The sequence below is a fragment of the Streptomyces sp. LMG1-1-1.1 genome, assembly GCF_040815545.1.
GTDB lineage: Bacteria > Actinomycetota > Actinomycetes > Streptomycetales > Streptomycetaceae > Streptomyces.
This window is the reverse complement of sequence record NZ_JBFPNH010000098.1, coordinates 80,945-96,664: the sequence shown is the minus strand read 5'-3', so window position 1 is coordinate 96,664 and position 15,720 is coordinate 80,945. Positions and strand designations below refer to the sequence as shown.

At 68.4% G+C, this 15,720-nt stretch carries 15 protein-coding genes; 6 read left to right on the top strand and 9 right to left on the bottom strand.

Annotation, left to right across the window (positions count from 1 at the left end):
* Positions 1–53: 53 nt before the first annotated feature.
* Genes MRBLMG1_RS36655 through MRBLMG1_RS36645 form a run of 3 tightly spaced genes read right to left on the bottom strand, consistent with a single transcriptional unit; the run spans position 54 to position 2,105 of the window.
* Positions 54–758, bottom strand: a complete 705-nt coding sequence (locus MRBLMG1_RS36655) for an ATP-binding protein (RefSeq protein WP_367828487.1) — start codon at positions 756–758, stop codon at positions 54–56.
* Positions 758–1,777, bottom strand: coding sequence for a hypothetical protein (locus MRBLMG1_RS36650; protein WP_367828486.1), 1,020 nt, complete (start codon positions 1,775–1,777; stop codon positions 758–760). The genes MRBLMG1_RS36655 and MRBLMG1_RS36650 overlap by 1 nt, the downstream gene beginning before the upstream one ends.
* A gap of 1 nt (position 1,778) precedes the next feature.
* Positions 1,779–2,105 (bottom strand): transcriptional regulator, encoded by a 327-nt coding sequence (locus MRBLMG1_RS36645; protein ID WP_367828485.1) that lies wholly within the window; start codon positions 2,103–2,105, stop codon positions 1,779–1,781.
* A gap of 557 nt (positions 2,106–2,662) precedes the next feature.
* On the opposite strand from MRBLMG1_RS36645, the gene MRBLMG1_RS36640 reads away from it, so the two are divergent.
* Positions 2,663–3,535 (top strand): helix-turn-helix domain-containing protein, encoded by an 873-nt coding sequence (locus tag MRBLMG1_RS36640; RefSeq protein ID WP_367828484.1) that lies wholly within the window; start codon positions 2,663–2,665, stop codon positions 3,533–3,535.
* A gap of 390 nt (positions 3,536–3,925) precedes the next feature.
* Here MRBLMG1_RS36640 and MRBLMG1_RS36635 read toward each other — a convergent pair whose 3' ends face one another.
* From MRBLMG1_RS36635 to MRBLMG1_RS36615, 5 genes are all read right to left on the bottom strand, one after another.
* Positions 3,926–4,555 carry an HAD-IA family hydrolase gene (locus tag MRBLMG1_RS36635; RefSeq protein WP_184930811.1) on the bottom strand — a complete coding sequence of 210 codons (630 nt, stop codon included), beginning with the start codon at positions 4,553–4,555 and terminating at the stop codon, positions 3,926–3,928.
* A gap of 288 nt (positions 4,556–4,843) precedes the next feature.
* Positions 4,844–6,079 carry an MAB_1171c family putative transporter gene (locus MRBLMG1_RS36630; RefSeq protein WP_367828483.1) on the bottom strand — a complete coding sequence of 412 codons (1,236 nt, stop codon included), beginning with the start codon at positions 6,077–6,079 and terminating at the stop codon, positions 4,844–4,846.
* Between the two features lie 148 nt (positions 6,080–6,227).
* Positions 6,228–6,662 carry a hypothetical protein gene (locus MRBLMG1_RS36625; RefSeq protein ID WP_367828482.1) on the bottom strand — a complete coding sequence of 145 codons (435 nt, stop codon included), beginning with the start codon at positions 6,660–6,662 and terminating at the stop codon, positions 6,228–6,230.
* A 672-nt stretch (positions 6,663–7,334) separates the two neighbouring features.
* On the bottom strand, positions 7,335–8,555 hold the full coding sequence (locus tag MRBLMG1_RS36620; protein ID WP_367828481.1) for a damage-control phosphatase ARMT1 family protein: 1,221 nt from the start codon (positions 8,553–8,555) through the stop codon (positions 7,335–7,337).
* Between the two features lie 60 nt (positions 8,556–8,615).
* Complete coding sequence (locus MRBLMG1_RS36615; RefSeq protein ID WP_367828480.1) at positions 8,616–9,062, bottom strand: hypothetical protein; 447 nt, start codon at positions 9,060–9,062, stop codon at positions 8,616–8,618.
* Positions 9,063–9,319: 257 nt separating this feature from the next.
* Between MRBLMG1_RS36615 and haaT the strand changes: the two genes are divergently transcribed.
* The 5 genes from haaT (at position 9,320) to MRBLMG1_RS36590 (ending at position 14,842) form a co-directional block, all read left to right on the top strand.
* Positions 9,320–12,088, top strand: a complete 2,769-nt coding sequence (gene haaT / locus MRBLMG1_RS36610) for a cyclophane-containing RiPP biosynthesis TPR protein HaaT (RefSeq protein WP_367828479.1) — start codon at positions 9,320–9,322, stop codon at positions 12,086–12,088.
* Positions 12,089–12,227: 139 nt separating this feature from the next.
* Positions 12,228–12,407, top strand: coding sequence for a HaaA family cyclophane-containing RiPP peptide (gene haaA, locus MRBLMG1_RS36605; protein WP_026058169.1), 180 nt, complete (start codon positions 12,228–12,230; stop codon positions 12,405–12,407).
* A gap of 13 nt (positions 12,408–12,420) precedes the next feature.
* Positions 12,421–13,581, top strand: a complete 1,161-nt coding sequence (locus MRBLMG1_RS36600) for an FxsB family cyclophane-forming radical SAM/SPASM peptide maturase (RefSeq protein WP_367828478.1) — start codon at positions 12,421–12,423, stop codon at positions 13,579–13,581.
* An 85-nt stretch (positions 13,582–13,666) separates the two neighbouring features.
* Positions 13,667–14,143, top strand: coding sequence for a cyclophane-containing RiPP N-acetyltransferase HaaN (gene haaN / locus MRBLMG1_RS36595; RefSeq protein WP_367828477.1), 477 nt, complete (start codon positions 13,667–13,669; stop codon positions 14,141–14,143).
* Positions 14,144–14,605: 462 nt separating this feature from the next.
* Positions 14,606–14,842 (top strand): DUF7660 family protein, encoded by a 237-nt coding sequence (locus tag MRBLMG1_RS36590; RefSeq protein ID WP_367828476.1) that lies wholly within the window; start codon positions 14,606–14,608, stop codon positions 14,840–14,842.
* 29 nt (positions 14,843–14,871) lie between these two features.
* On the opposite strand, the gene MRBLMG1_RS36585 is transcribed toward MRBLMG1_RS36590, so the two are convergent.
* Positions 14,872–15,684, bottom strand: coding sequence for a class I SAM-dependent methyltransferase (locus MRBLMG1_RS36585; RefSeq protein ID WP_367828475.1), 813 nt, complete (start codon positions 15,682–15,684; stop codon positions 14,872–14,874).
* Positions 15,685–15,720: the final 36 nt, after the last annotated feature.

Sequence of the window (15,720 nt, the reverse complement as noted above, 5' to 3'; positions counted from 1 at the left end):
AGGGCTCGGGGCGGCGCGCAGAAGGCGCGGCCCGGCGTGGCGGCCTGGAGCGGTCAGGCCGCGAGGCGGGGGCGTCTGCGGTCGACCTGCTCGAACTCGACCCGGGTGGTCATCTGTGCGAGCCGGGAGGCGACGCGGTCGCCGAGGTGGGCCCGGAGGTCCCTGATCGCCAGGTTGGTGGTGATCAGGGTCGGAAGCTCGTAGTTGTACCGGCGGTTGATCAGCCGGTACGTCACTTCCTCGACCCACTCGCTGGCCTTGGCCGCGCCGAGGTCGTCGATGATCAGCAGCGGGCAGCGGCTGACGGTGGCCAGCTCCCGCTCGCTGTCGGCTCCGGGCCGGGGCCGCAGGTCGGCGTACAGGTCGGCGGCGGTGGTCGCACGCCAGCGCACGCCAACCCCGCTCTGCACCAGCTGCCGGACCGCGCCGTACGCCTGGTGCGTCTTGCCCGCGCCGACGACGCCGGCCATCAGCAGGCTGGGACCGGTGGTGACCTGCCGCCTGGCTCCCTGGTTGGGAGCGACGGCGGCCTCGGCGACGGTCCGGACCCAGGCCAGGACCTGGGGGTGATCGGCGACGGCGGCCCGGTAGCGCGGGGGCATCCCGGCCGACAGTGCCTCCAGCGGGGAGAAGGGCTCGGGCTCCTGGGCCGGTGCGGCGACGGTGCCGGGGTCGATGTTGCGGGCGGCCAGGATCCGGGCCATCCGGTCCAGGGTTCCCTCACCGAGGGTCTGCGGTTCGCGGTGACGGGTGCGCATCACAGCTCCTCGGCGTAGGCGGCAGCGGCGTTGGACGGGTTGGTCCACGCCTGATGGGCGGGCACGTTAGGCCGGATTCCCGGCCGAGCCAAACCGCCGGAGCGGGCGTTCATGGCCTCGTTGACCATGCTGGTCAGCACGCTCGGGTGCTTGGGGTTGGCCGCGAAATTCGCCAGCCCGGCACGGATGTGCTCCGACGCGATGCCTTCGCCCAGGAGTTTCTTGGTGATCCGGCCGAGGTGTCCGATCACGTCGCTGGGCGGGCGCTCGTCGCAGGCGGCGACGTACTCGCCGACGAGCTGGTTGGCCGAGACGCTGGCTGCGGGCGCCGTGCGCCCCGTAGGGACAAGAGATCCAGGATCCAAGATCCTAGATCCAGGCGCCGAGCCCTCTCCGAGGCTTCGGGGAAGGTTCGGGGAGTGCTCGGAGAGTGCCCCCTGACCTGCGCTCTTCGTTCCGGTCTGACTAAGGGCACCGCCCCCGCTGTCGGCGACTTCCTGCCGGTCGGCAGAGGCCCCACCCGCGTGTCCGGAAGGCGTCGAGGTGGTCTTGGCGGGCAGGTCGAGGGCTCGGGGAGCGTTCGGCGAGGTCTCGGCGAGTCCTCGGGGAGCGGTGGACGAGCCCTCGGTCCGCTTGGTGCAGGAGCCCTTGCAGGGGGCGCACCGGTCGGCGGCCTGGTGCTGCGGGCAGGAGGGCAGGCGCGACTGGCTCGGCTTGTCGATCTTCTGGTGGTCGGACCAGGTCACGATGTGGAGGTACCGGCGGCCGTCGCAGCCGGTGTACCGGCAGATCAGGCCGGCGGTCGCGAGCTGGTTGAGGTCGTCTTCGACGTGGACCGAGGTGTGTTCGGCGCGGAGGGGCCAGAGGAGCCCGGCGATGATCGCGGCGTTGTCGCGGTGGCGACCGTGGTCGTCGGCCTGGGTGAGCAGTCCGAAGAAGGTCCGCTCGGCCTCGACGCGCACTTCGGCGAGCGACTCGGAGAAGAATGCCTCCGGCTTGATGGTTCGTATCCGCGCCATGTCAGCGGCCCCGACCGGCGGCGACCAGGTCGCTGCGAGTGAGAGTGGCATCGGAGAGGTCGAAGACGTGCGGCCGGTCCCAGTTCGCCTCCGGCCAGACTCGCAGGATCCAGCGGGCGGCGACCCTGACGGTCGTACGGTTCGGCTCCAGGGTCTTCCCGGCCTCGTCCGTCACGGTGGCGTGCAGGTGGGGCCACCTCTGCTTCGGGTCGTTGAGGCTGACCCGAATGGTGGCCGCGCCCGGGATCATGGCGGCGAGCTGGGCCGCGAGGCGGTGCTGGCGGTCGGTACCCGGGCAGGCCAGGGTTCCGCTCGGCATGGCGAGCATGCGATACTCCGTTTTTCGTAGGAGCGCGGTGCGGCGGTTCTCGTGCAAAAGCCCCGCCGCCCGCGTGATGCGTATGGGCACCTCTCGGGGTGCCAGCCCGGCGCTTGGGAGTTGGTAGCTCCCGGGCGCCGGTTTTTCATTGCCGAGCCATGTCACGGGCCGTGCGCTCGCATTCGTCCCACCTCCTCTCTAATGCTCGTTCCACCCCTCCCCGGGGCGCCGCCCGGCGAGGGACGACGAACATACGTAGACACCTGCGGCAAGTCCATCCCTAGCTCGTTACAGGTCGCACCCGGCTCGCGACAGTCGGTCGCGGGAGAGTGCTCCCGCGACCGGCTGGCAACGACTGGTACCGAATCCGACGGCGCGTTGCGCGGATGGCCGCGACAACGCAACATGCATAGGGGTCCCCCAGGGCTGGCACCATAGAGAGCCGGAGCCCGGCCAGCAGGTGCGATACGGAAACGTACGTCACTTGCGCAGATGTATCAAGCCTGGGCTACAGTTGCCCTAGAGGCCGCCACCACCGGCCCGATCGCCACCCCGCAGGAGTTCATGTGCCACGTCAGTTCGACGGCAGCCGCGTGCGTGCTGTCCGGCGAGGCAAGGACCTCCATCAGAAGGAGTTGGCCGAGATGGTGGGCGTCAGCGCCCCCACGGTCGCGCGGTGGGAGAGCGGCCAGGACTTCCCCAAGGGCGAGAAGCTCCCCGCAATCGCAGTGGCGCTCGGTCAGTCGCTTGATGTCCTTTTCCCCCACGACGGTCCGCCGGACCTGCAGCTCCTGCGCTGCGACGCCGGCCTCAGCGTCGCGCAGGCCGCTGCGATCATCGGCGCGAGCCGCGTACCGGTGAGCAACGCCGAATCCGGCCGGCGCCGGCTCAGTGATGCTTACGTGCAACCGCTCGCACAGGCGTACGGGGTGACCGAAGAGGAGTTGCTGGCCGCCCAGGACTGCTCGTTCGGGCTTCGCCCCACGGCCTCGCGCGACGAGCATGCGTCCGCACCCCGCACGGTGGGAGAGAAGATCAACTATCTCCTGCAGCACGGATACATTGGCCAAGAAGCACCCTCCGATGAGGAAATTGCGCGGATCGTCAACGAGCATGCCGGCATGGCAGCCGTCACCGACGACGACATCGCCGCCCTTCGTGCGGGCGCCACCACGGAGGCTTCTGATGTGGTGCGTGCCGGCCTAGCTGAGGCGCTTCAGGTCGACGCGGCCCTCTTCCAGGACGATGCCGAGGTCGACCCCGCGGCCCGCGAATTCCTGGAGGCACTCCGCTTCCTCGGCTCCATTCACAGGGGGCAGATCCTCGGCCTGGCTGCCCGCGGCAACGGCGGGGGCCTGTCTGCCGAGATGATGGCCAAGATCAACGAGCTCGTCGGAGAGTTGAAGCACAAGCTGCCCGAGGTGCAGGACGGGCAGTGACGCCGTCGGCGAGTGCTCCTCGGAGCTGGGCCCGTATGAGGCGTTTCCGCTCTGTCGGCTTGGCGTCTGATACTGGCATCGACCGCGCGTGCACCAGGGCCGGTACGAGCTGTGTCGCAGCCGCGTAAGTGGCCGAAACAGCGAAGGGACTACGGCGATACCCCTTGCCGGGGTATCGCCGTAGTCCCTTCGCTGTTTGTGTTCATGGCGCTCCAGCGCCGAGGGCGGGGGCTGGCTCACCCTCCGCGTCCACTGCCGCCATGACCGCCCGCCCAGGCGGGCGAGCGTCGACGCCCTGGGCGAGTTTGCTGTACCGAGGTGTGGGACAGCAGAGTCGGCGGCTCACTTCGATATCGAGACCGGTCGGACCGCCGCGCGTCTGGCACCGGTCTACGACGCCGTAAGGTCCACGCCGAGCATCTCGGAGAGAGTGGCCACCGTCTGCCGGGGGTCCTGGTTGTGCACCCCTGCGAGGCCGAGCTGCTCTGCTACCTGAACGTACGCTTCGGTGTCGTCGACGAAGACGCACTCCTCGGCGGGCATTTCCATGAGCTTGAGCGTGATCTCGAAGAGCTCCGGGTCAGGCTTGCGCAGCAGGTGCTGCTCGGAGATCACCACGACGTCGTACAGCCGCTCAAGCTCGTAGCCGGCGTACAGGTCCCACGGGGTGAGTCCCACGCTGTTGGACAGGATGCCCACCTTGATCCCGGCCCGCCTCGCCGCAGCAGCCGCATTGATCATCAGCGGCTCGGGGCGAAGGTCGCCGAAGATCCGGCCCATCAGGTTGTCAGCTGGCACGCCCAGCATCTTGCCGGCGAACTCGTTCCACTCAGTCTGGGAGACCGCTCCGCGCTCGAGGTCGCTGGTGATCCGGACGCCCTCCTCGTCCTTGTACAGGGCCGTGAGACAGGCGCCCTGGGGGAGGCCCTCGCGCTGCTCGAACGCGAGCACTGCGGGCAGCAGCGGAGTGGTGAGAACGCCTCCGAAATCGAGGATGAGGCCCGTGCGGCGGTTGGACATGCGAGAACTCCAGATTGCTGAGATTTCGGACGCCCATCCAGACCGGATAGCGTCACTGCCCGGCTACATGTGGCGACGGGAGTAGAGGTGCGTCGCAGGCCGGGGGTGCACTTACGAGGCGGAGCAAGACCTATCAGTCCGCATGACCCACGATACCAGCCCAGTTCATGCGGCGGACGGTGCCAAATCTCACTCACCGGCCCGCCATCACGATCGCTATGCAGCCTGTTTCGCTCGCCAGGAAATAGTGCTTAAACCGAGAAACCAGGCTGTGAATCTAAGAGCGGGCTAGAGACCCGGTTCGGATTCCACCTGCATGCAGTGCAGGAGAAGCTCCCGAGCTTGATTCGTGGTGATATGCAAATAAGCCGCGCTGACTCGCGCAAGCCACGCCGCTTCACTATCGGTGTCCACGAACGGCTTCTCTCTCAGGGGGGCAGTGGCGTACGGGTTGGCTTGCGAGCTGTCAGCGGCCTGGAGTGCGGCCTTAATCCAGTACGCTTCCGCGGCTGGCTCAGGGTCGGGGTGCGATGCAGTGATGTCCTCGGCGGCGAACATCAAGTCCCGCGGAGCGTAATAGCGCAGCTTCTCGCAAGCGTCAGCAATGTCCTGAGTCCATCGGTCCAGGCGAACATCGATGGGGACGCGTATGTGCCTAAGCTCAGCGAGGCGCCGCCCTGGTGGATACAGGCTCGTCCCGGGAAACGCGTCCACCAGGTCGAACCAGAGCGGGTAAGTCCTGTACAGGGTGCGCCAAGTTCTCCACCGGGCCGCCGCCGCGCGGGTGGTGGGAATGCTCGCACCTACGGCAACGATCAGGAAGAGCAGGTTCATCCATATCACTGTGGCATCGACCAGGAGCCGGACCATGGAGGGGCTTAGAGGGAACGCGACCGCAGCCCAAAGGATGGCGATGCGCGCCAATGTGTGGGTCAGCCCCATCCACATGGAAATCCCCATCAAGCCCAGCCCGATACGCATGCTCGTGTCCTCGACCCGTCGCGCCGCCCTCGTCCACTGGTAGCCGCAGACTGCGGTCGTGATGAGCGGGAAGAAGTAGAACACGGTCATGTAGACCGAGACTCCCCATTGCCCAGCGTGGTCGATGAGGAAGTTCTGGCTCGGCTTGTCGCGGTCCACCACCGTGAAAAACAGGACCGTGAGCAGAGTGACGCCTATCGCTCCCGTCCCGTAGGACGCGCGGGCGATCCAGCGGGAGACCGCTACGTGCCGGGGTACGACCGTCTCCGAGCTCTTCCCGTAGCTGGTGGCGACGTAGGTCAGGGCCGCGATGATCGCTGCGGTACTGGCAAAGTGCCTGAGTAGGGCGCTCAGGTCCACCACAGGAATGCGATCCACCGCATCCATTACTGCTGGCGTGTAGAGCCAGAGCGCTACGGCGAATCCCGCGTAACCGCCCCAGAGCGCCCGGCGGTGAGCGTCGGCGTACCGAACTGCAGGGAATCGCCATACGGCGATGAGGGTCATCACGGCCGCAGTAAGGTATTTGATGTAGTCGAACACTGAACCAGTGAGTATCTGCCCCGGCTGCACGTTTCGCCGGCCGGAAGGCCAGTCGGCCGCAGCCTCGATTGTCAATAGGTGGACTGCACGATACGGCGGAAGTCGTAAGGCCAGGAGCTATGCCTCAGTAGTCGCCAGCCGATCGCGGCTAGAGTCGACGCCGCGGTGGAGCAGCGACTGGGTGAGCAAGTGAATGCTCCAGGAGGCTGACCATGTCATCTCCCGTGAAGGACTGACGGCGTGCCAGCCGCTTGATCAATGAAGCCGAAAGCTCGGCTTGCTTTTCCTCAGGGCTGCCAAAATCTACGCGCCCTTGAACCAGAGCCGACGGGAAACGTCGAAGGACTTCCTGGCGAATGCGCTCAGGGACGTATCGCTCGATCTCTGAATCCGTCAGGGAGGTACCGTGGTTCAGCCACTCGTGCGCGAGCTCATGGAGAATGATGTGCTCGGTTTGATTGCGACTTGAACGGCGGCGATAGAGAATGATCGTAAACTCCGGCGCTTTGACCCGGAGGCCGCATGCCGTGCCCAGACCCCCATCGGCGTCATCCAGTGGCACTAGCTGAATCTGACGCCCCAACGCGCCCTCCATGTTTCGCACCAGCGCCTCGACACTGAAAGGAGCTGGGACAGGGAGATCGGCGAGCAGACTCTCACATTCCTTCACGAGGGCACGCCGTGAAGGGTCCCTACGCCAACGCATCGTCGCTCCATTGAAATGCCACTGAGGTGTTCACTGCCAGCCCGCGAGGCGCTAGTAGCCAGGAGCTTGCGCTTGAGGTGCGCGGCGGTCGGCCGACACACGCTGTCTACGCCTAATCGTACAAGGAGGAAAGTGTGATCTACGCAGGACGGGCTGTTGTGAAGGTCACCCAAGCGCGACAGTCTCGCAATCTGTATCTCAAGATCGAAATTGAGTGACGGCGCGTTGATTGAATTTCGAATGCTTCCGAGGGGAGGCCGGTCCGCCGCCCCACTTCTTGAGTCGCCTCCAGCAAATGGGGGCTGGAGACGAGGGAGATGAAGGCGTTGTGGAGTTCGGTACGGCGTTCCCAGCGGACAGCGAGGCGTTTGAACTGGTGGAGCAGGGTCTGCTCGACGCCGCAACGGAGCTCGCCCGGTCCCTCGGTGTTCGGGGCGCTCCTGCGGGAGATGACCGGAAGGATCCGGCGCCTGCGCAGTTCGCGGCGGTTGGGGTCGGAGTCGTATCCCTTGTCGCCGAGCGATACGGAGTCGACCCGCGCTCTCAGATCTACGGGCGCACTTGGATCAGCGCGTGAGTACCGCTCGTACGCCAAACAACCCCGGACCGTTCGAGGGCGTCCAGCGTTCCCTGCTCCAGGCCGACGATAACGTCGGATTTCAGGGTCCGGAGCGCCGCGACAGCCCCGGGGAAGTAGGCCGTGCGCTCGGCGAACGGCACGGTCGGGTGCCACAGCCGGTCGCCCACCAGGCGACGGTAGTTGAGATCACCCTTCAGGATCGTGAGCGCGGCCCCCGCGAACTCCTTCTGCAGGTCCTCGGGCATCTCCTCGTACGGCAGCGGAGCGCAGAAGAACGGGTGGGTGCGGACCTCCAGGCTTTCCGCCGCCATGGCCTTCCAGAGTCGGCCGCCGATCCGGCCTGCTTCGCCGGATGCCTCGGTGAGGCGGCGGAGGCCGTCGACCACGTCCGCGGTCACCGCGTCGGAGACGTAGTACGGGTAGGACTTGACGTGAAGCACGACCTGCTCGGCATGCCTGTGTTCGAGGAGGTGGTCGATGAGGACGAGGTCGGGAATCAGCTCCCGTCCCGCGTTGTCGGCCATCACGGCCACGGTGGCCGATGTGCCGGCGGGCAGGAGCTCCCACAGTGTGGCGCTGTCGTCGGCAACCAAGGCCGAGACTGCGGCGTCATCCACTGCCGACTCCCCCGCCGTGACGCGGAAGCCGAGGTCTGCGCGGTTGCCCCAGAGCGAAGCGTGCAGGAGGGCCGTGGCCCGCTCCTCAGCCGGGGCGCTCGCGAGCGCGTCGAGGGCCCGCAGCTCCTCGTCCACCGCGCCGCCTCTCAGTTCGGCCTTCTTGAACGGCGCGAAGGGATCGACTCCCTGCCACGGACCGGCACCGAAGTACCCGACCACGCCGAGGAGCCTGCGATAGAAGTAGCTCTCCGCCCACAGAAACGGGGCGTCGTACCACGAGCGCCCGAAGTGCTCCTGCCCCCAGGCCGCCCAACGCACGTGGTCGTGGTCCGCGGGGTCGAGCGGTTGGACGACACCGTTGGTGATCTCGTCCAGCAGGGCGTCGAGCGCCTCGTGCTGCTGGCGGCCGTACGGGAAGGCCTCCCACACTTGCCGGATGAGCGCAGGGTGGCGCTTGGCCAGCACACTCCAGGCGAACGAGCCGGGCTCGTTGCCCAGGATGACCGGCGCACCAACTGGGCCGGCCTCGCGAACAGCCTCGTCGCCCGAGGCGTGGGGGATCTTCTCTGTCATGGCGCCCAGGCCCTTCGCATGTCGCTCACGTGGCCATGATCCCCGGGAGCACGCTCGCTGTCAGTCCAGCCCGCCGGTGGCTTCGAGATGAGCGAGGAAGGTGGCCACGAGGCGGGGGCGGGGCACGTGGAGGACGAGCGCGTCGGGCAGGTCGGCTTCCAGACCCCACTCCGTGTTGAAGGTGATGCTGCTGCCATCCGGGACGACGCTGCCCCACAGCCACTCGACGAACTCCGCTGCGGCAAGGGCCGTGCAGTCCTCGATGGCGATGCCTTCCGGGGACAGCTTGGCCATGCCTTCCAGCTCCTCCTCGCCGACCGTGATGCCGAAGTGCATGACGGACCGGCGAATGGGACCTTCCTTCCCTTCATCAATACGGACGAACGTATCCGTCTCCCGCTCATGCAGCTTGGCCTCGATCCCCTCGTAGGTCAGGCCCCAGGTGGAACCCTCGGCGGGGCCGAAGATGTACGTGGTGCGGAGTTCGGCCAGTTCGGACGCGTCCACGCTCTCGCTCCCTCATCGTGTGCGGTCTCAGAGTTTCCTGGGCGGACTGGCTCGTGATTCGGCAAGGCTGGATCCGGACCGGCCTTGGCGCGTCAGTGCCCTTGACCGAGGTCGTCTCCGCTGATGCCCTTGGGCGGTTGGATGGCGAACTCGGGGGGTTTCGTGACGGGGGTTGACCTTGGGACGCTGGGGCGCATGAGTGACACGCCAGCGCCAGTTGGGGAGACGCATCCCCTTCGCGGGTGGACGGCTGACGCATGAGGTTTCGACGCGGGATCTCGATCGCCGTCGTGGCCGCCGGCGGGGTCGTGACGACCATGCTCGTGGGGCTGGTCACGAACGCGGTGTCCGAGTCGGAGTGGCCGGGGTGGCTGGGGTGGCTGCAGAGGCATGCCTGGTTCTCGTTCGTGCTGCTCGGGGGGCTGCTCGTGGTGATGACGGTGTTGGCCGCCCTGTCGGATTCACGGACGCCCGTGCGGCAGCCCGAGTCGGCGCCCCAGAACGAAGCCGAACCGCCGGGAGCCGCGCTCGTGTTGCGGGCGCTGCCGCGCGACACCGCGGCGTTCACGGACCGTGGCGCCGAGCTGGCGGCGCTTGTGGGGTCGGTACGGGCGGCGCAGGAGAGTGGTGAGGCGCTGCCGGTGCATGTGATCGACGGGATGCCGGGGGTGGGGAAGACGGCGTTCGCCGTGCACGCCGGGCATGTGCTGGCGGAGCGGTTCCCGGATGGGCAGTTGTTCGTGAACCTCAACGGGCACACGACCGGGCGGAGCCCCGTGCAGGCCGGCGAGGCGCTGGCGTCGTTGCTGTCGGCGACCGGGGTGCCTGCGGGGCGGATCCCGGCCGGTGATGATGCGGGGGCGGTCACTGAGGCGAGGGCCGCTATGTGGCGTAGCGGTCTTGCGGGGAAGAAGGCGCTGCTCATCCTCGACAACGCGGCCAGCTACCGGCAGCTGGAGCCGCTGCTTCCGGGGGCGGGCGACTGTCTGGTGCTGGTGACCAGCCGGAAGCGGCTGGCGGCGCAGGAGGAAGTGGTGCTGCCCGTGGAGGCGCTGCCGGCGGATCACGCTGTCGATCTGTTCGTACGGCTCAGTGGGCGGCCGGCGGCGTCGCTCGACCGGGACGTGGTCGCGGAGCTCGTCGGGCTATGCGGGTATCTGCCGCTGGGGGTGTCCCTGCTCGCCGCGCGGCTGCGGCACCACCCGTCGTGGGGCGCGGAGGATCTCCGCGAGCGCCTGTTGGCCGCGCGGGATCGGCTGGGGGAGCTGCGGGCCGGGGAGCGGGCGGTGGCGGCGACGTTCGAGCTGTCGTACCAGGACATGGAGGAGGAGCACAGGCGCTTCTTCCGCGGACTGGGCTTCTACCCTGGGACCGACCTTGACGCCTATGTCGGTGCCGCGCTCGGTGGGGTGACCATGACGGAGGCGCGACGCCAGCTCGACGCGCTGTACGACGCCCACATGATCGACGAGCATCCGGGGAGCCGGTACCGGCTTCATGATCTGTTACGTGATTTCGCCCGCGGTCTCGCCGACGAGGGAGGCAGCAGTATGGAGCAGACCCAGGCCGTTCAGCGAGTGTGCCTCTACTACCTGGCCGCTCTCGCCGCCGCGAACCAGCACCTCGTCCGAAGAGGCGCGGTCGCACCCACACGGCCCGACGAGGCCGCTTCGGTGGAGACCCCGCGCATGGAGTCCCGTGCGGCGGCCCTCGGCTGGCTGGAGAACGAGCGGGCCAACGTCCTCGCCTGCATTCGGCGCGCGAGCGGTCTCGCCCTTCACGAGCTCGTCATCCGCATGGCCGCCGCCATGGCCCCGTTCCTGCGGCAGGCAGGCCCTTGGGACCAGGCCGTCGGGCTCCACCGGACAGCCGCCGACGCCGCCCGGCACACCGGCGACCGCAAGGCCCTCGCCGGGGCGCTCGCCGAGCTCGGAGTCGTACGGCGCTTCATGGCAGCCTATCCCGAGGCGGTCGAGGCGCTCAACGAGGCGGTGGAGGAGTACGAGGCCGCGGGCGACCGGCGCGGCAAGGCCGACGCGCTGAACCAGGCCGGGATCGTCTGGCTCATGACCGCCGACAACGAGGCTTCCGCCCACGCCCAGACCGAGGCCCTCGCTCTCTACCGCGAGGTGGGCGACCGGCTCGGGCAGGCCAACGCGCTCGCGGACCTCGGCATGGTGCGTCGGCAGACCGGCCGGTTCGACGCCGCCGTGGAGGCCCAGAGCGAGGCGCTGTCGATCTACCGGGAGCTCCACGACCGGTACGGGGAGGCGAACTCCCTCAGGGACCTCGGCGTCGTACACCGCCTCACGGGCGAGTACGAGCAGGCGACGCGCCGACACCGCGAGGCGTACGACATCTACGAGGAGCTCGACGACCGGACCCACCAGGCGTACGCGCTCAACGAGCTGGGCGTCGTGAGGAGGCTGACGGGCGACGTCGTCGGTGCCCAGGAGGCGCACGGCCAGGCGCTGGAACGCTTCACCGAACTCGGGGAGCGGTTCGGTCGCGCGAACAGCATCCGCAACCTGGGGGCGCTGGAGCGCGTGTCAGGGAGCGCCACCGAAGCGGTCCGGATACTGGAGGAGGCTCTGAGCGCGTTCCGCGATCTCGGCAGCCGCGGCGGAGAGGCCGCTTCCCTGAGCGAGCTGGGCGCCGCCCGTGCGTCGCTCGGCGAGCGGGAGGAGGCCGTCGAGGCGTTCCGGCGGAGCCTGGAGCTCCACCGAGAGCTGGGAGACCGCAGTGGCGAGGCCGAGGCGCTGAACCACTGGGGATCCCTGCTGCGCGCCTCCGGGGACATCGAAGCAGCACGCGGGTACTTCGAGCAGGCCCTCGTCCTCGCTCGGGAGATCCGCTCTCCGCTGGAGGAGGCGCGGGCCCTGGAAGGGATCGGACGCTGCGACTGGACCGCGGCGGACCAGGCGCCGGCCGAGGATGCCCTCCGGAACGCGGCCGCCCTCTACCGGCGGCTCGGAGCCGGCGCGGCGGCGCGGGAGCTCGAAGAGCTGCTCGCCTCACGAGCCTGATAGCACCGTTGCCACCTGGCCGGAATCCGTATGCCGCCGACGACAACAGCACTGCTACGGTGCCGAGTCGGTCTGTCGCTTCAACCGCCGTCGCACGGTGCCGGTCCGCTATCGGCACCACTACCCCGAGGAGCGTTGAATGTCGTCACGTACGCCCGTGCTCGCGCCGCCCACCTGCCCTGACTCCATCCACGGCAACGCTGTCCTGGAACGGATCGCCGCCCGCGTACAGCAACGACTCGACGAGGAGAAGTCCGAGGCGGACGGCTTCGCTGAGGGGCCCCACGCGGCGTCTCTCATCTGGCCCTGGTGGTTCTGAGCATCGACTCTCGATGACCTCGCTCGAAGAGACCGCACCTTTTCGGACCTTCATCCTCAAGGTCGCGAACCGCTGCAACATCGACTGCGACTACTGCTACGTCTTCAACTCCAAGGACCAGTCGTGGCGGCACCTGCCCGTCCGGCTCGATGTGGACGTGGCGAGGGAGGCAGGCCGGCGCATTGGCGAGCACGCCGCTGCGCACGGCCTGCCGGCCGTCCACGTCGTCCTGCACGGCGGGGAGCCGCTGCTGGCCGGACGCCGGCACCTGTCCGAACTCCTCGATGCCGTACGCGAAGGCGTCCCGGCGGAAGTGAAGGTCCGCTTCGAGCTTCAGACCAACGGGACGCTCCTCACGAAGGCGTGGCTCGACCTGTTCGAGAAGTACGGCGTGGTTATCGGCGTGAGCCTCGACGGGCCCCCGGCCGCGAACGACCGGCACCGGCTGACGCACACCGGTCGGTCCAGCTCCGCGGCCGCCGTCCGCGGCATCGATCTGCTGCGGGACCGGCCGCACCTCTTCGCCGGTCTCCTCGCCGTCGTGGACCTGGCCGACGATCCCGTCGAAGTCCACGACTACCTCGCGTCCTTCGAGCCGCCGGTCATCGACTTCGGTCTTCCGCACGCCACCCACGACGACCCGCCGCACCGCGACAACCCCGACATGCCCGAGTACGGGCTCTGGATGAGCCGGGTGTACGACGCCTGGCTCGCCCGGCCCGAGCACCGGCACAGCATCCGGATGCTGGAGGACATCGTGGCGCTCAGCTCCGGCGTGCGCGGTGCGGTGGAGACACTCGGCCTGGCCCCGCCGACGAGCGTCGTGATCGAGTCCGACGGGACGATGGAAGCCGTGGACACGCTGCGCTCCGTCGAAGAGGGCGCCTCCCGGCTCGGGCTCGACGTCTTCCAGCACTCCTTCGACGAGGCGTCGCGCCACCCGAAGCTCCTGCATCGGGCAGACGGCCGGGCCGCGCTCGCCGCGCAATGCCAGAGCTGCCCACTGGTGGACGTCTGCGGCGGCGGCTACCTCCCGCACCGCTTCAGCGCGGCCCGCGGCTACCGGAACCCTTCCGTCTACTGCGCGGACCTGGAGTACCTGATCCGCCACGTCCACGACTCCCTGCGGGCGAGCGGGTGGGACGCGTACAAGCCGGCCGCGCAGTCCCCATGAGACGACGAACCGTAGCGCCGTCTAGGTGCCGGGCGTTGGAGCCGGTGTGCGAAGTGAACGACGAACGAAGAACGAGGAGTTGTCCATGACGGTGACGATCCGACCTGCCGAGCAGCGCGACGTCCGCGCGGTGGCCGAACTGATCGAGGAGATCGAGCGGTTCTACGGATCGACCACGATCCAGCCCTTCGAGGAGCGGCGCGCACAGGTGGAGGAAGCGCTCTTCGGCGCCCCGCCGCTGGCCTCGGCTCTCCTGGTCGAGGACGAGGCCGGGGACATCGTGGGGCTCGCCGCCTATTCTTTCCTCTGGCCGGCGGCGGGCTCCACGCACTCCCTGTTCCTCAAGGAGCTGTACGTTCGCGACACCCTGCGCCGCCTGGGCATCGGTGCCCGGCTCATGGACGAACTCCGGGCCCTGGCCGCCGCGCGCCCGGGGTGCGGCCGCGTCGAGTGGATGACGGACCGCGACAACCCCGTCGCCCGCGCCTTCTACAAGTCGCTGGGATTCGCCGAGTTCGATGGGAAGATCGTCTACCGGATCGAGACGACCGGCACGGCGTAAGGGGACGCGGGGCTGTGAAGGAAGAACTCTGCGAACGATGCGAGCTCATCGTGGGACTGGGCTGCTGCTGCCCGGCGAACGGCGCCGCGCCCAGGGCGGAGCGGCCCGCGTCGCCGATTCGGCGGGAATGGCGGGGCTTCCCTGCGGACACCATCCTGATCTCGCCCACGCGGTACGCGCACCTGCCAGGGGCTTGTACTCACCTGGAGGACGAGTACATCAAGGCACCTCGGTGGGGATGGATTCCGGACCCGCCGTCCGGGCTCTGGGACCGGCTGAACGTCACCCATCCGGCGACCGCGACAGCGGGCAACACCGGCCGGCAGGCTGTACAGAGGTGCAGCTCATGCGAGACGGCGGTGTCGTAGCGGCTCCACCGTGGACGGTCGCCGGGTTCGACTCTGTCGCTGATCTTGTAATGGCCCCTGGATCCTGAACGATCACGCTGGGTACGTTGTCGCCATGCTCCCCGAACCGCGCAGCCGTGAAGAGCTGGTCACCTTCCTGCGTGACCTGCACGAAGAGTTCCGTGCCCGTGGCCACGAGTGGGAGAACAACACTCTGGACGACTTCCTCGAAGCACTCGCAGCGTGGGTGAACGACTCCCCGGGTGCGTACCGCCAAGGGGGAGAGCAGATCCCCCCTGACGGAGACTGGACCTTTGCCCGAGCCCTCCGCGCAGCCACCAGCTACGAGTAGAGCGGGGCTCCGCGGCTCTCCAGCGTCACTCAGGGCCTGGTGGCGATGACCGCCTCGGTCCGGATCACCTCGTCGAACCGTCCGGACGGGGCGAAGTCGAGGAGGGCCACGCGCAGGTCCCGCTCGAAGGCGTCCTTCTTCTCGCCGAGTTGGGCGGGGCTGGAGTAGGAGAGGCTGAAGATCCAGCCGATGACCTCGTCCACGGTGCGGGTCATGGTGTGGTCCCAGCGCGCGGTTTCGACCTGGGAGAACGGGCTGCGGGCGAGGACGTCCTGGTGGCGTTCCTTGGGGTGGGTGTAGGTGCCGGAGCCAGCGCGCCGGTCGGGGCCGAGGTAGCGGGTACGGACCTCGTCGACGACCTGCAGCCAGGGGGCGGGCTCCAGGTCGCCGGGGGCGCCGCCGGAGGCGAGGACGATCGCTCCGCCGGGGTCGATGATCCGGTCGAGATCGCGGGCCACCTGGTCACGGTCCATCCAGTGATAGGCCGCGCCCATGACGGTGAGGAGCACGGGCCCGATGTCCATCGTCGGGAGCGTGGTGGAGTCGCCCTCGCGCCAGGTGATTTTGGTGATGCCGCGTTCGGCGGCCAGGCGGCGGCCCTCTTCGAGCATGCCCTTCTCAGGGTCGACGGCGACGACCTCACTGACGAGCGGGGCGAGTTCGAGGGCGATGATGCCGGGGCCGGCACCGAGGTCGAGGACACGCTGGGTGCCGTCCAGGCCGAATCGGTCGGCGAGCAGGGTGTAGAACTCGGGCGCGTAGCGGGGCCGGAAGGCGGCGTAGTACGGCGCGGTGGACGCAAACAGCTCTTTGGGCTTGTACGAGGGGGTGGAGGAGGTCACGGGTCCAGTCTCTCGCGGGGGTGCGGTCAGGGGCGG

What these genes read in the sequence shown, in the direction of transcription:
- MRBLMG1_RS36655 (WP_367828487.1), bottom strand. Translation starts at nt 758, where the DNA reads ATGCGCACCCGTCACCGCGAACCGCAGACCCTCGGTGAGGGAACCCTG.
- MRBLMG1_RS36650 (WP_367828486.1), bottom strand. Translation starts at nt 1,777, where the DNA reads ATGGCGCGGATACGAACCATCAAGCCGGAGGCATTCTTCTCCGAGTCG.
- MRBLMG1_RS36645 (WP_367828485.1), bottom strand. Translation starts at nt 2,105, where the DNA reads ATGCTCGCCATGCCGAGCGGAACCCTGGCCTGCCCGGGTACCGACCGC.
- MRBLMG1_RS36635 (WP_184930811.1), bottom strand. Translation starts at nt 4,555, where the DNA reads ATGTCCAACCGCCGCACGGGCCTCATCCTCGATTTCGGAGGCGTTCTC.
- MRBLMG1_RS36620 (WP_367828481.1), bottom strand. Translation starts at nt 8,555, where the DNA reads ATGACAGAGAAGATCCCCCACGCCTCGGGCGACGAGGCTGTTCGCGAG.
- haaT (WP_367828479.1), top strand. Translation starts at nt 9,320, where the DNA reads ATGAGGTTTCGACGCGGGATCTCGATCGCCGTCGTGGCCGCCGGCGGG.
- haaA (WP_026058169.1), top strand. Translation starts at nt 12,228, where the DNA reads ATGTCGTCACGTACGCCCGTGCTCGCGCCGCCCACCTGCCCTGACTCC.
- MRBLMG1_RS36600 (WP_367828478.1), top strand. Translation starts at nt 12,421, where the DNA reads ATGACCTCGCTCGAAGAGACCGCACCTTTTCGGACCTTCATCCTCAAG.
- haaN (WP_367828477.1), top strand. Translation starts at nt 13,667, where the DNA reads ATGACGGTGACGATCCGACCTGCCGAGCAGCGCGACGTCCGCGCGGTG.
- MRBLMG1_RS36590 (WP_367828476.1), top strand. Translation starts at nt 14,606, where the DNA reads ATGCTCCCCGAACCGCGCAGCCGTGAAGAGCTGGTCACCTTCCTGCGT.